Raw genomic sequence first — 13,262 nt, forward strand, 5'->3', positions numbered from 1 at the left:
TGACCATCCCCGTTACCGCATCCGCCACCCCCACGGTGGCAACCCCCGGAGGCGACCGCCGATGAACCTGTTCCTGTGGATCCTGCAGATCCTGCTCGCCGCGCTCTTCGCCGGCGCGGGACTGACCAAGCTGACCCAGCCCAAGGAGAAGTTGCGCGACCGGATGGGCTGGGTGGAGAACGTCCCGCCCACCCAGGTCAAGGCGCTCGGCGCGGTCGAGGTGCTGGCCGCGCTGGGACTGGTCCTGCCCGGTCTCACCGGCATCGCCACCGTGCTCACCCCGCTGGCCGCCGTCGGGCTGGTGATCGTGATGATCGGCGCGATCGTGGTGCACGCCCGCGCCAAGGAGCACCCCGGCACCGCGATGACCGTGGTGCTGCTGATCCTGGCGGCGATCGTCGCCTGGGGCCGCTTCGGGCCGTACCCGCTCTGACGAACGCGACCGGCCCGCGCCCCCGTCCTGGGGTGCGGGCCGGTGTCGCGTGTCGGGTCAGTGCCCCTCGCCGCCACGGTCGCGCCGTACGGTCGCCTTACGGCCCTTGATGGTGCTGTTGCGCAGCCCCGCGATCACCTCGTCGGCGACGCCCTGCGGCACCTCCACCAGGGAGAACCGGTCGGCGATCTCGATCGAGCCGATGTCGCGGCCACTCACCCGGGTCTCGCCGGTGATCGCACCGACCAGGTCCTGCGGGCGGACCCCGGCGCGGCGGCCCAGGCCGATGAAGACCTGCGCGGTGCCGCCCGTGCGGGGCCGGCCGCCACCGCGCCGGTCCCCGCCCCGGCTGTCGAACCCGGGCCGGGACTCCCGGGGCGGACGGACCGCCACCTGCGGGATCTCCTCGTCGTCGTCGTCGGAGCCGGGCAGGGCCGCCTCGTGGGCCAGCTTGACGGCTGCCAGCGCCACCTCCATCAGGTCGAACTCGTCCGACAGCGACTCGACAATCACCCGGAACGGGTCCAGGTCGTCCTCCAGCAGGCTCTCCCGCAGCGCCGCCTGGGTCAACGCCAGCCGGCGGGTCCGCAGGTCGGCCACCGTCGGGATCTTGTCGATGGTGATCCGCTGGCCGGTGACCCGCTCGATGGTCTTGAGCATCCGGTGTTCCCGGGGCTCGGCGAGGGTGATCGCCACCCCCTCCCGACCGGCCCGGCCCACCCGGCCGATCCGGTGCACGTACGACTCCGGGGCCGACGGCACGTCGTAGTTGACCACGTGGGTGAGCTGCTCGACGTCCAGCCCACGGGCCGCCACGTCGGTGGCCACCAGCAGGTCGGCGGTGCCGGCGCGCAGCCGCCCCATCACCCGGTCCCGCTGCTCCTGGCTCATCCCGCCGTGCAACGCCTCGGCCCGGTAGCCGCGCCCGTTCATCGTCTCGGTGAGCCGGTCCACCTCCTCCCGGCTGCGGCAGAACACGATCGCCGCCGTCGGCGACTCCACGTCCAGCACCCGGCCCAGCACCGCGGGCTTGTGCGCCCGGGTGACGATGTACGCGCTCTGCCGGACCCGGGGTGCCTCCCCGGCGACCGGCTGCTCCCGCCCGATCTGGATCCGCTCCGGGTCGGTCAGGTGCTTGCGGGCCAGGCCGTCGATCCGGGCCGGCATGGTGGCCGAGAAGAGCACCGTCTGGCGCTGCGCGGGCGCGTGCTCCAGGATCGCCTCGATGTCCTCGGCGAAGCCCATGTCGAGCATCTCGTCGGCCTCGTCCAACACCACCGTGGCCAGCGCGCCCAGCCGCAGGGTGCCCCGGGCGATGTGGTCCAGCGCCCGGCCGGGGGTCGCCACCACCACGTCCACGCCCAGGTCCAGGGCGCGCAGTTGACGGCCGATCGGCTGGCCGCCGTAGATCGGCAGCACCCGGGCCCCGAGGTCCTTGCCGTACCGGTGGAACGCCTCGGAGACCTGCACGGCCAGTTCCCGGGTGGGCACCAGCACCAGCGACACCGGGTCACCGCCGGAGCGGTCGTCCGGCATCCGCTGCAACAGGGGCAGGGCGAACGCGGCGGTCTTGCCCGTACCGGTCGCCGCCTGCCCGAGCAGGTCCCGTCCCGCCAGCAGCAGCGGGATCGCCTCGCGCTGGATGGGGGTGGGCTCCTCGTAGCCGAGCGCGGCGAGCGCGCCCAACAGCTCGGCGCGCAGCCCGAGATCGACGAAGGCGGGTACGCCGTCGGAGTCGTCGGGCGCGGAGAGGTCGGTCGGTGTAGGTGCGGAACTCATGGGGCAAAGTTTTCCATCATCCCCGTCGGGCCGTCGCGCCGACCGGCCCCACCGTGCCGACCGGCACAGCCGCGCCCGCCCGCGGGCTAGCCTGACGGGCGTGCGTACGGTGGAACTGCTCTGCTGCCCGGTGCTGGAGGAGACGGTCCGCGCCGCGTGGGCCAGGCTGGCCGGGGCGGGGCTGCCCAGCCTGGCCCGGCACGGCCACCCGACGAACCGGCCGCACCTGACGCTGGCCGCCGTCGAGGCGTTCCCGCCCGGCGCGGTCGACCGGCTCGCCGGTCTCGTCGATGCCGCGCTGCCCCTGCCGGTCCGGCTGGAACGGGTGACGGTGCTCGACGGCAGCGCGCCGCTGGTCTGGTTGGTCCGGCCCACGGCGGAGCTGACCGCCCTGCACGGGGCCGTCTGGGCGGCACTGGACGGCGCGGACGGGCAGCGGCCCTGGCACGCCCCGGGGAACTGGGTGCCGCACCTGAGCCTCGCGCTGCGCTTCCGCGACCACGACCGGCGGCGGGCCCGCGCGGTGGTCGGCGGTGACCGGCCGGAGGGCCGGTTCGTGGCGGCACGCAGCTACGACGGCGACACCCGGACCGTCCGGCCGGTGGGCGGTGACTTCCCGGCGGACTGACGGTGGTCTATGGTGGTCGGAGCGCTCCCGTCGACGGTCCATCCGACCGCCCGGCGGGTCACTGCTGCGCCGGTCCGGTCGGGTGGTCACTGCCATCCCCACCGGAAGAGGCCCCATGCCCCACCATGTCCGACGGCGTCCGGTCGCGCTCGCGGCCGCCGCCCTGCTCGCCCTCGGCGGGCTCGCGGCCGTGCCGCAGCTCGCCTCCGCCGCCCCCGACCCCGGCTCACCGGTCAAGGTCAACCAGGTCGCCTACGTGCCGGGGCTGCCCAAGCAGGCCACCGTCGTGAACTCCGCGAACTCCCCGCTCGGCTGGACGCTGCGCAACGCCGGCGGCGCCACGGTCGCCTCCGGGCAGACCACGGTACGGGGCACCGACGCGCTCTCCGGCGACCCGGTGCACATCGCGGACTTCTCGGCCTACGACACCCCGGGCACCGGCTACGTGCTGTCGGTGGGCGGGAGCAACAGCTACCCCTTCGACATCTCGGCCGACCCGGTGCGCCGGCTGCGCGGTGACTCGCTGGCGTTCTTCTACCACCAGCGCAGCGGCACCCCGATCGACGCCCAGTACGTCGGTTCCCGCTACGCCCGCCCGGCCGGGCACGTCAACGTCGCCCCCAACCGGGGGGACAACAACGTGCCGTGCCGCACCTCCTGCGGTTACACCCTGGACGTGCGCGGTGGCTGGTACGACGCCGGTGACCAGGGCAAGTACGTGGTCAACGGCGGCCTGTCCACCTGGCAGCTGCAGAACATCTACGAGCGCACGCTGTACGTGAACGGGGCCGACAAGTCCGCCGTCGCCGACGGCACGCTGGCCATCCCCGAGCGGTCCAACGGGGTGCCGGACGTGCTCGACGAGGCCCGCTGGGAGCTGGAGTTCCTGCTCAAGATGCAGGTGCCGGACGGCCGGACCAACGCCGGCATGGTGCACCACAAGATCCACGACCAGAACTGGACCGCGCTGCCCACCCGTCCGGAGCTGGACAGCGAGCCCCGGCTGCTCTCCCCGGTGAGCACCGCCGCCACCCTCAACATGGCGGCGGTGGCCGCCCAGGCGTCCCGGCTGTGGAAGCCGTTCGACGCCTCCTTCGCCTCCCGGGCCCTGGCCGCCGCCGAGAAGGCGTACGCCGCGGCGAAGGCCAACCCGAACCGGCTCGCCCCCGCCACCGACAACACCGGCGGCGGCGCGTACGAGGACAACACCGTCAGCGACGAGTTCTACTGGGCGGCTGCCGAGCTGTACGCCACCACCGGCTCGACGGGCTACCGCAACGACCTGAGCAGCTCCCCGCACGCCCGGGGAGCGGGCTTCACCCGGGGCGCGTACGACTGGAGCTGGACGGCCGGGCTGGGTGACACGACCCTCGTGCTGGTGCCGACCGGCCTGGCCAGCGGCGACGTGAGCGCGATCCGGTCGGCGATCGTCGGTTTCGCCGACCGGATGCTCGCCCAGATCGCCAACCAGGGCTACCCGGCCCCGGGCAGCGGCAACGGCACGTACTACTGGGGTTCCAACGGCGCGGTCGCCAACAACGCCAACGTGCTCGCCCTGGCCTACGACCTGACCCGCACCACGAAGTACCGCAACGGGGCCTTCGCCGCCTACGACTACCTGCTCGGCCGTAACCCGCTCAACCAGTCCTACGTGGCCGGGTACGGGGACAAGCCGGTGCGCAACCTGCACCACCGGTTCTGGGCCAACCAGAACGACGGCTCGCTGCCCACCGCGCCGCCCGGCTCGCTCTCCGGCGGCCCGAACAGCGAGTTGCAGGACCCGGTCGTGCAGGCCCAGCTCGGTGGCTGCAAGCCGCAGAAATGCTTCATCGACGACATCGGCGCGTACTCGGTCAACGAGGTGGCGATCAACTGGAACGCGGCGCTGGCCTGGCTGGTGCACTGGGCGGCCGAGCAGGCCGGCAGCGGCACCGGCCCGGACCCGACGCCGACCCCCACGGTGACGCCGCCGCCGACCACCACGCCGCCCCCGCCGACCACCACGCCCCCGCCGCCCACCACCACGCCCCCGCCGCCCACCACCACGCCGCCGCCGGCCGGTGGGTGCGCGGTGACGTACTCGGCGAACAGCTGGAGCACCGGCTTCACCGGCAGCGTCACGCTGGCCAACACCAGCGCGGCGGCCTGGTCGTCGTGGCGGTTGACGTTCCGGTTCACCGGTAACCAGCAGATCAGCCAGGGCTGGTCGGGCCGGTTCAGCCAGAGCGGCAGCGAGGTCACGGTGACCAACGAGAGCTACAACGGCGCGGTCGCGCCGAACGGCTCGGTCAACCTCGGCTTCAACGCCACCTACAGCGGCACCAACGCGACCCCGACCGGGTTCGCGGTGAACGGGACGGCCTGCACCCTGCGCTGACCCGCGCCCGCACCGGGCCGCCCGTCGCACGTCGACGGGCGGCCCGGTCACGGTCCCGCACGGGCCCCGGCCGGTGCGGGACCGGGCGACGCCGCCGGCCGCGTGTCGCCCTTCGGGGGCTGTGGGAGGAATGCTCGGTCTCCACCGGTTCACCACGGTTACGGTGCCCTCAGGTTCATCCGCACCGTGTCGCACCGGGAGAGGACCGACCATGCGCGTGCCCAGCCGAAGCCCCGGCCCCCAACCCGGCGTCACCCCGCCCGCCCCGGCCCGGCGGACGCCCGCCCCGACCCGTCCCGTACGGCCGGCCGCCCCCGACCTCGACGCCTACCGGCAGGCCGTCGCCGAGCTGCTGGTCGAGGTCGGCGCGCTCGCCGGGACCGCCGGCACCGCCGCCCGTCAGGTGCTGCTCGACCAGCGGCTGCGCGAGCCGGCCATCGCCGACGTGCTCGACGCCACCGGGCAGGGGGTGCTGGGCGCCCGGGAGACCCTGCTGCTGGAGTTGGCCCGCCACCAGCCCGACCAGCGCGACCCGGGCCCCGACCTGACCGCGCTGGTCCGGATCTACCTGCTCTCCCGTATCGACCTGATGTGGTGGCGGGACACGACGGCCCTGGCGACCGACGAGCAGGTCGACACGCACCCCGACCTGATCGACCTGGAGTGGCTGCGCCGCCGCGGCCTGCTCGGCTTCCGCTACCGGGAACAGCCGGCCAGCATCCTGGGCCGGGGGGTACGCGCCGTCCGGGGCCGGCTGCTGCCGGAGACCGCCCCGCCCACCGCCGGGGTGCCGTTGCGCCGGACCCGCCGGGAGGTCGTCGCGCTCCTCAACGACCTGGCCCGGGAGTTCGGCCGGTCAGCTCCGCCCGGCACCCCGCCGCTGTGGGTGACCAGCCTGACCCACAGCGCCGAACACCAGTACCGGCTGCGTCGGCTCGGCCAGCCGGCCATGCTCCCCAGCAGCCACTGCCTCGGCTGGGCGGTGGACCTGGAACTGGCCTGGTACGCCCGGTTCGGCGCGCGGGAGGTGCTGGCCGAGATCCTGCTGGCCCGGCAGGCCGCCGGTGAGCTGAACGTCATCGACGAGGGTCCGGCCTGGCACGTCTGCCTGGCCCCCGCCGCCCGCGCCCGGCTGCGCTCGGCGTACGAGGCCGAGATGGGGATCTGAACGCCGACCGTGCCCATGCGGGCGGGACACCGCCGTCGGGTCAGCCGACGACCAGCAGGGCGAGCACCGCGGCGACGGTGCCGAGCACCGCGACCACCGCGCTGGTCGCCACGAACCGGCCCAGCGGCACGGTCACCCCGGCGGCGCGGCAACGCTCGAACCACAGCAGGGTCGCCAGCGACGCCCACGGCACCGCCAGTGGGCCGACGTTGGTGCCGATCAGCAGCGCCAGCAGCCGGGTCCCGTCACCGGGTGGGAGCACCGCCTCACCGGCCAGGTAGGCGGGCAGGTTGTTGACCAGGTTGGCCAGTAACGCCCCGGTGCCCCCGGCGCGTAACGCCCCCACCGTGCCCCCGGCGTCCCCGAGCAGCACGGAGACCAGGTCGTCCAGCCCGTGCCGGCCGAGGGTCTGCACCACCAGGAACAGGCCGGTCACGAAGACCAGCAGCCGCCAGGGCAGCAGCGCCGGGCGCAGGGTCCGCCGGGACCGGACCGCGAAGCCGACCACCACCAGCCCGGCGGCGAGGGCGGCGGCGACCCCGATCTCCACCCCGGCCAGGATGCCGGCGACGAGCAGCAGACAGCCGGCGACCGCCGTGCCGAACAGCAGCCGGTCCGTCGGCCGGTGCGGTGGGGGAGGGGTGAACCGGTCGGCGTCGCGCCGCCCCCGCCGCCAGTACCACAGCCACAACCCGGCCATGGTCACCCCGATCGCCGCGACCTGCGGCAACGCCATCCGGGCCGCGTACGCCGCCGGGGTCAGCGCGATCCGGTCGGCGGCGAGCAGGTTGGTCAGGTTCGACACCGGCAACAGCAGGCTGGCGGTGTTGGCCAACCAGACCGTGGTCATCGCCAGCGGCCCCGGGGCGGTGCCCAGCCGGCGGGCCAGCGCGATCATCACGGGGGTGAGCAGGACCGCGGTGGTGTCCAGGTTGAGGGCGATGGTGGTGAGCGAGGCGAACCCGACGCAGAGCAGGAACAGGCTGGCGAAGCTGCCCCGCGCGGCGATCGCCAGCCGGGTGGCCAGCACGTCGAACACCCCGGCGACGGCGGTCAGCTCGGCGAGCACCACCACCGCGCCGAGGAAGAGCAGCAGCGGCAGGATGCGGTGCAGGGTCGCCGCGGCGTCGGCCCGGGGCAGCAGCCCGGTGGCCACCGCGCCGAGGCCCAGCAGGGCCAGCCCGATCGCCACCCGGTCCAGCGGGTGCAGCCTCGGACGGCGGCGCCGTCGGGTCGGTACGGGCGGTGTCCCGCCGGCAGGTGTCACGGCGCACGATCCTCGCACAGCCGGCCCTGCACCGACGCCGGTTGGCCGCAACTGCCCGCCGGACGACCCCGTACCGGCGGGCCCGACACATCGGCGTGCGCGGTTACCGCCACGGTGGACATCCCGGCACGGCTGCCCTAGCGTTCAGGAGATATGCGCAGGATGCTGCTGGGGGCCGGACTGGCCCTGTCGCTCGTCGCCACCGGCTGTGCCCAGGCCACCCCGACGGATCGGGCCACCCCGACCGAATCGGACCGGACCGCCTCGGCATCGGCGTCCGCGAGCCCGCCGGTCGCCTCCCGGCAGGACCCGGAGCAGGCCCGGCGTACGCTGGACAGCCTGCGCAAGGTCGACGACCTGCCGCTCTACGAGATGACCTACGTCGGTGGCTACGACCCGACGGTGGGCACCGATGCCCGGCCGGACACCGGCCCGTTCGGATGCTCGTTGTTCGTCGCCTCCGGTGACCCGGCCCGGCCGTTGTTCGCCCGCAACTTCGACTGGGACGCCAACCCGGCGATGGTGCTGCGCACCGATCCCCCCGAGGGCTACGCCTCGGTCTCCCTGGTCGACCTGTCCTACCTGGGGGTGGGCCCGGACCCGACCGGGGACCGCCGGCTGCTCGACGCGCCGTTGCTGCCCTTCGACGGGATGAACGAGCGGGGGCTGGCCGTCGGGCTGGCCGCCGACGACAACGCCACCGCGAAGCCGGTGCCGGGCCGGCCCACCGTCGGGTCGGTGCGCATCCTGCGGTTGGTACTGGACCGGGCGGCCACGGTGGACGAGGCGGTGGCGCTGTTCGGCCGGCACAACCTCGACTTCGACGGCGGGCCCCCACTGCACTACCTGCTCGCCGACGCGGGCGGCCGGTCGGCGGTGGTCGAGTTCGTCGAGGGGACGATGCGGGTGCAGCGGGGGCAGGGGCGGTGGCAGGCGCTGACCAACGTGCCGGTGGTCGACGTGCCCGAGCAGCAGCGTCGCCGCGACCGCCGCTACGGCGTCCTCGCGGCGGCGCTGGACGCGGCCGACGGCCGGGTCGACCCGACGGCGGCGCTGCGCCTGCTGGACCAGGTCCGGCAGGGGCACACCCGCTGGTCGGTGACGTACGGGCTGCGTGACGGTGAGGTCCGGCTGGTCACCGTGGCCGGCGGTGGCACGGAACGCCGTTACCAGTTGCCGATCCGCTGACCCCGCCACCCGCGCGTCCCTGCACGCACGGCGTCCCTGCACCACGAACGGCCCGGCCCACTGGGGCCGGGCCGTTCGTCGTCGGTTGGTCGGGCTACCAGCTCAGGTAGCCGGCCTGGGTCTGCACGTTCAGCTCGGGCATCCGGACCAGGTCGGCCGTCCAGGTGCGCCAGTCGTTGAGCTTGAGCACGTCCAGCCCTTTCTGGATGTCGCTGGAGTAGATGTGCCCGTTGTAGTAGTAGGTCGACCAGGCGCCGCCGGTGGTGAGCTGGGTGTCCGACAGCGGCCCGCGCTCCCAGAAGCCGATCTCCTTCGGCCGGGTCGAGTCGGTGAAGTCCCAGACCGAGACCCCGCCCTGGTACCACGCCTGCACCATGATGTCCTTGCCGAGTACGGGGATCAGCGAGCCGTTGTGGGCCACGCAGTTTTCGGTGTCGGCGTTGGTGCGGGGGATCTTGTAGTAGCTGCGGAAGACCATCGTGCGGGCGTCGCCCCGACCGGTGATGTCGTAGACGGCGTCCGCGCCCCGGTTCGGGCCGACGATCTCGTTGCAGGTGGCCGCGCCGCCGCCGCCGAGTTCGTCGGTGAACACCACCTTGGTCCCGGCGTTGTTGAACGTCGCCGAGTGCCAGAACGCGAAGTTCGCCGTGTCCCGCACCCGGTTGATCACCCGGGGTGCCTCCCGGTCGCGGATGTCGAGCAGGACGCCGTCGCCCATGCACGCCCCGGCGGCCAGGTCCTTGGCCGGGTAGGCGGTGATGTCGTGGCAGCCGGTGGTGGCCGAGGTCTGCCCGGGGATGCCCTCGTAGCCGCCGTCGGGGAAGAGGTTCGGGGTGGCCACCACCGACGCCTCGGTGGGCTTGTGCACCGGGACCTTCACGATGGAGATCGAGTCGTGCGGCGGCTGGCAGTCGGGGAAGTCGGCCCGGGGGCTGTACGACGACACGTACAGGTAGACGGCCCTGCGGTCCTTGCCGGGGACGAGGGTGTGGGTGTGTGAGCCGCAGGCGGTCTCCACCGACTTGACGTAGCGCGGGTTGGCCTTGTCGCTGATGTCGAAGACCTTGATGCCCTCCCAGGACTCCTTCACCGTCGCCGGTTGGCTCGCGCTGGCGCACGAGTCGTCGGTGCGGGACGAGTCGGTGGAGAGGAAGAGCAGGTCGCCGTAGACGGAGATGTCGTTCTGCGAGCCGGGGCAGAGCACCTGCGACACGATCTTCGGGGCGCTGGGGCGGCCGATGTCGTAGACGACGAAGCCGTTGTAGTTGCCGACGAAGGCGTACCGACCCTGGAAGGCCATGTCGGTGCCGAACGCGCTGGTGGTGTCGAACGGCGCCTGCTTGGGCAGGTTGGCGACCTGGCGCAGGTTGGGGCTGCTGGAGACCTCGTCGACGGCGAGGCCGGGGGCTGCCGGCGTCCCGCTCTCCGTCGCGGTGGCGGGTGCGGCGTTGCCTGCCGGGCTGGTGGCGACGCTCGCCACCAGCAGGCCGGCGGCGACCACGCTGACGATCTTCAGCTGCCGTGGTCGGGGCAGGGAGAACCTGATCATCGGCGGAACCCTTCGAAAGGGGACGATGCGTATCTGGCACCTTACTAGCCAGTGATGAGAGTTGATGTGATCCGCGTCACATCTATTCGTCGCGGTGAATGGATACGATCGCGTCGACCTCGACCGGAGGGGGAGCCGCATGACCGGCCCACGTGGACGCGTCCTGCTCGCCGTCACAGTCGCCGTCACCGTCCTGGTGTCGGTCGGGGTGGCCCTGCGCCCCGACGACCGGCCGTCCCCGGCGGCGCAGGGCCGCACGGCCACCCCGACGCCGACCCTCCCGGCGGACGCTCCGGCGGTGATCGTGCCCGGCCGGCCGGGCGAGCCCGCCGCGACCCGGCCCGCACAGGAGGTCCGCGAGCCCGGCACGCCCCGGTACAACACCCTCGACGTCTGGTTCGTGCGGATGATGATCCCGCACCACCAGCAGGCCCTCCAGTTGGCCGCGCTGGCCCCCGACCGGGCCGCCAGCGCCCAGGTCAAGGCGATCGCCGCGCGGATCCGGGGTGCCCAGGCACCCGAGGTCGGGCTGCTGCGCGGCTGGCTCGACGCCCGTGGCCTGGCCGCCGAGGAACCCGGCCACGAGCACGGCCGGATGCCGGGCATGCAGACCCCCGAGGCGATCCGGCAGCTCACCGACGCCCGGGGCGTCGCCTTCGACCGGCTCTTCGTGCGCCTGATGACCGCCCACCACGAGGGCGCGGTGACGATGGCCACCCAGTTGCTCTCCGCCGGGGTCGACCAGCAACTCAACGAGTTCGCCACCGCGGTGGCGACCGAGCAGACCGTGGAGATGACCCGGCTACGCGAGCTGCTCTGAGCCCCGGCCGGGCCAGGGCCCGCATCGACCCCGAACGGGGCACTACGCTCGGTCACCGTGAGCCGTACCCTCTTCGGTCGCCCGCTGCGCGGCGTCGCCTTCGACGTGTGCGTCAGCGCGCTGGTGGTGCTCTTCACCCTGGTCACGGCGGCAGCCCAACCCGGCGTGTCGGCCCAGCCCGGTGGCTGGCCGTCCGCGCTGGTCGGCCTGGCCATGGCGGTGGCCCTGCTGTTCCGGCGCGGCCACCCGTCGCTGGTCGCGGTGCTCGTCGCCGGTCTGGCGTTGACCCAGGTGGTCGCCGGCTGGGGTCCGCTGGCCTACGACGTCGCCGTGCTGATCGCCCTCTACAGCGTGGTCAAGTACGCCGACCGGCTGCGCGACGGCATGCTGGCCGGTGCCGTCGCCGCCGTCGGGGTGCTGCTGGCCGCCTCGCAGGCCCAGACCAACGCCGCCTGGTGGGCCCCCGCGATCTATTTCGGGCTGATCACCGGCGGGGTGTGGCTGGCCGCGTTGAACGTCCGCACCCGCCGCCTCTACGTGCTCAGCCTGGAGGAACGGGCCGCCACGCTGGAACGCGAGCGGGAGGCCGAGGCCCGCGCGGCGGTGGTCGGCGAACGGGCCCGGATCGCCCGCGAGCTGCACGACGTGGTGGCCCACAGCATGGCGGTGATGATCGTGCAGGCCGACGGGGCCCGCCTGCTGTTCGACCGGGAGCCGGAGACCGCCCGGCAGGCGGTGAAGGTGGTCGCCGACACCGGCCGGCAGGCACTGGAGGAGATGCGGCGGCTGGTCGACGTGCTGCGCGAGCCCAGCCCACCGGAGCCGACCACCGGCCAGGGCGCGGTCACCCCGAGCACCGAACCGGAACGCCGCCGCGCCACCGTCGCCGAGCTGCCCGCACTGGTGGGCCGGTTCCGCGACGCCGGCCTGCGGGTCGAGTACGTTGCCCGGGAGGTGCCGGCCACCCTGCCACCCGGGCTCGACCTGACCGTCTACCGGGTGGTGCAGGAGGCCCTCACCAACGCCCTCAAGCACGCCGGGGTCGGCGCGCACGCCACGGTCGCGCTGGGCGTCGACGACGGGCTGGTGGTCCGGGTGAGCGACGACGGGCGCGGACGCCCGCCGACCCGGCCGGCGCCCTCCGGCGGCCACGGCCTGGTCGGGATGCGCGAGCGGGTCGGCGTGTACGACGGCCGGCTCACCGCCGGACCCCGTACCGGTGGCGGGTGGCAGGTCGAGGTACGGCTGCCGCTACCGTCGACCCCGGACCCGGAGGTGATCGCGGCATGACGGTACGAGTGGTGATCGTGGACGACCAGGCGCTGGTGCGGGCCGGCTTCCGGATGGTGCTGGACTCCCAGCCTGACCTGACGGTCGTCGGCGAGGCGATCGACGGGGCGGACGCGTTGCGGGTGCTGGCCGGGGTCGAGGCCGACGTGGTGGTGATGGACCTGCGGATGCCGACCATGGACGGGGTGGAGGCGACCCGCCGCATCTGCGCCGCCTCCGCCGACGGCCGGCCCCGGGTGCTGGTGCTGACCACCTTCGACACCGAGGCGGACGCGTTCGCCGCGCTGCGCGCCGGGGCCAGCGGGTTCCTGCTCAAGAACGTGCCCCCGGAGGAGCTGCTGGCGGCCATCCGGGTGGTCGCCGAGGGCGACTCGGTGGTCGCCCCGTCGATCACCCGCCGACTGCTCGACCGGTTCGCCGACCGGCTCGGTCCCGCCCCCACCGAGGACCCGCGCCTGGCCCAGCTCACCGACCGGGAACGGGAGATCCTGCTGCTGGTCGCGCAGGGCCTGGCCAACGCCGAGATCGCCGCCCGGGTGCACGTCGCCGAGGCGACGGTGAAGACCCACGTCGGCCGGATCCTGGCCAAGCTCCAGCTCCGCGACCGGGTCCAGGTGGTGGTCCTGGCCTACGAGAGCGGCCTGGTCACCCCGGGCGGCTGAGCCCGGGTACGACCTGGGGCGTACGGGTGTCCCGGTCCGGGGCGACCTGTGGCGGAGTCGGCCCGAGCGGGCGGGTGGACGCCGGGCGGCGGGCCGCTGCC

General features: G+C 73.9%; 11 protein-coding genes. 8 read left to right on the plus strand and 3 right to left on the minus strand.

Features of this window, described 5'->3' with window-relative positions; genetic code table 11:
• Positions 1–61: 61 nt before the first annotated feature.
• Positions 62–433 carry a DoxX family protein gene (locus JQN83_RS30995; RefSeq protein WP_208570701.1) on the plus strand — a complete coding sequence of 124 codons (372 nt, stop codon included), beginning with the start codon at positions 62–64 and terminating at the stop codon, positions 431–433.
• 57 nt (positions 434–490) lie between these two features.
• Here JQN83_RS30995 and JQN83_RS31000 read toward each other — a convergent pair whose 3' ends face one another.
• On the minus strand, positions 491–2,212 hold the full coding sequence (locus JQN83_RS31000; RefSeq protein ID WP_208570702.1) for a DEAD/DEAH box helicase: 1,722 nt from the start codon (positions 2,210–2,212) through the stop codon (positions 491–493).
• A gap of 100 nt (positions 2,213–2,312) precedes the next feature.
• Between JQN83_RS31000 and JQN83_RS31005 the strand changes: the two genes are divergently transcribed.
• The 3 genes from JQN83_RS31005 to JQN83_RS31015 all read left to right on the plus strand — a co-directional run bounded on the left by JQN83_RS31005 (position 2,313) and on the right by JQN83_RS31015 (position 6,385).
• Positions 2,313–2,840, plus strand: a complete 528-nt coding sequence (locus JQN83_RS31005) for a 2'-5' RNA ligase family protein (RefSeq protein ID WP_208570703.1) — start codon at positions 2,313–2,315, stop codon at positions 2,838–2,840.
• Between the two features lie 115 nt (positions 2,841–2,955).
• Complete coding sequence (locus tag JQN83_RS31010; protein ID WP_208570704.1) at positions 2,956–5,217, plus strand: glycoside hydrolase family 9 protein; 2,262 nt, start codon at positions 2,956–2,958, stop codon at positions 5,215–5,217.
• 211 nt (positions 5,218–5,428) lie between these two features.
• Complete coding sequence (locus JQN83_RS31015; protein WP_208570705.1) at positions 5,429–6,385, plus strand: hypothetical protein; 957 nt, start codon at positions 5,429–5,431, stop codon at positions 6,383–6,385.
• 40 nt (positions 6,386–6,425) lie between these two features.
• Here JQN83_RS31015 and JQN83_RS31020 read toward each other — a convergent pair whose 3' ends face one another.
• A complete protein-coding gene (locus JQN83_RS31020) occupies positions 6,426–7,652 on the minus strand; it encodes an SLC13 family permease (RefSeq protein WP_307799960.1) in 1,227 nt (408 codons plus the stop codon).
• A 153-nt stretch (positions 7,653–7,805) separates the two neighbouring features.
• On the opposite strand from JQN83_RS31020, the gene JQN83_RS31025 reads away from it, so the two are divergent.
• Positions 7,806–8,840, plus strand: coding sequence for a linear amide C-N hydrolase (locus JQN83_RS31025; RefSeq protein WP_208570706.1), 1,035 nt, complete (start codon positions 7,806–7,808; stop codon positions 8,838–8,840).
• Between the two features lie 94 nt (positions 8,841–8,934).
• Here JQN83_RS31025 and JQN83_RS31030 read toward each other — a convergent pair whose 3' ends face one another.
• Complete coding sequence (locus tag JQN83_RS31030) at positions 8,935–10,389, minus strand: LVIVD repeat-containing protein (RefSeq protein WP_208570707.1); 1,455 nt, start codon at positions 10,387–10,389, stop codon at positions 8,935–8,937.
• A gap of 139 nt (positions 10,390–10,528) precedes the next feature.
• Here JQN83_RS31030 and JQN83_RS31035 point away from each other — a divergent pair, with 139 nt between their 5' ends.
• From JQN83_RS31035 to JQN83_RS31045, 3 genes are read left to right on the plus strand one after another with little or no spacing between them, the layout of a single operon-like run.
• A complete protein-coding gene (locus JQN83_RS31035) occupies positions 10,529–11,209 on the plus strand; it encodes a DUF305 domain-containing protein (RefSeq protein ID WP_208570708.1) in 681 nt (226 codons plus the stop codon).
• A 57-nt stretch (positions 11,210–11,266) separates the two neighbouring features.
• Positions 11,267–12,499, plus strand: coding sequence for a sensor histidine kinase (locus JQN83_RS31040; protein ID WP_208570709.1), 1,233 nt, complete (start codon positions 11,267–11,269; stop codon positions 12,497–12,499).
• The gene (locus tag JQN83_RS31045) at positions 12,496–13,161 is read left to right on the plus strand and encodes a response regulator (RefSeq protein ID WP_208570710.1); all 666 of its coding nucleotides are present in this window, start codon (positions 12,496–12,498) and stop codon (positions 13,159–13,161) included. Before JQN83_RS31040 ends, JQN83_RS31045 begins: the two co-directional genes overlap by 4 nt.
• Positions 13,162–13,262 lie beyond the last annotated feature (101 nt).

It is taken from the genome of Micromonospora antibiotica, assembly GCF_017599305.1.
In the GTDB taxonomy this organism is placed as follows: Bacteria; Actinomycetota; Actinomycetes; order Mycobacteriales; family Micromonosporaceae; genus Micromonospora; species Micromonospora antibiotica.

What these genes read in the sequence shown, in the direction of transcription:
- JQN83_RS31010 (WP_208570704.1), top strand. Translation starts at nt 2,956, where the DNA reads ATGCCCCACCATGTCCGACGGCGTCCGGTCGCGCTCGCGGCCGCCGCC.
- JQN83_RS30995 (WP_208570701.1), top strand. Translation starts at nt 62, where the DNA reads ATGAACCTGTTCCTGTGGATCCTGCAGATCCTGCTCGCCGCGCTCTTC.
- JQN83_RS31025 (WP_208570706.1), top strand. Translation starts at nt 7,806, where the DNA reads ATGCGCAGGATGCTGCTGGGGGCCGGACTGGCCCTGTCGCTCGTCGCC.
- JQN83_RS31035 (WP_208570708.1), top strand. Translation starts at nt 10,529, where the DNA reads ATGACCGGCCCACGTGGACGCGTCCTGCTCGCCGTCACAGTCGCCGTC.
- JQN83_RS31045 (WP_208570710.1), top strand. Translation starts at nt 12,496, where the DNA reads ATGACGGTACGAGTGGTGATCGTGGACGACCAGGCGCTGGTGCGGGCC.
- JQN83_RS31015 (WP_208570705.1), top strand. Translation starts at nt 5,429, where the DNA reads ATGCGCGTGCCCAGCCGAAGCCCCGGCCCCCAACCCGGCGTCACCCCG.
- JQN83_RS31030 (WP_208570707.1), bottom strand. Translation starts at nt 10,389, where the DNA reads ATGATCAGGTTCTCCCTGCCCCGACCACGGCAGCTGAAGATCGTCAGC.
- JQN83_RS31000 (WP_208570702.1), bottom strand. Translation starts at nt 2,212, where the DNA reads ATGAGTTCCGCACCTACACCGACCGACCTCTCCGCGCCCGACGACTCC.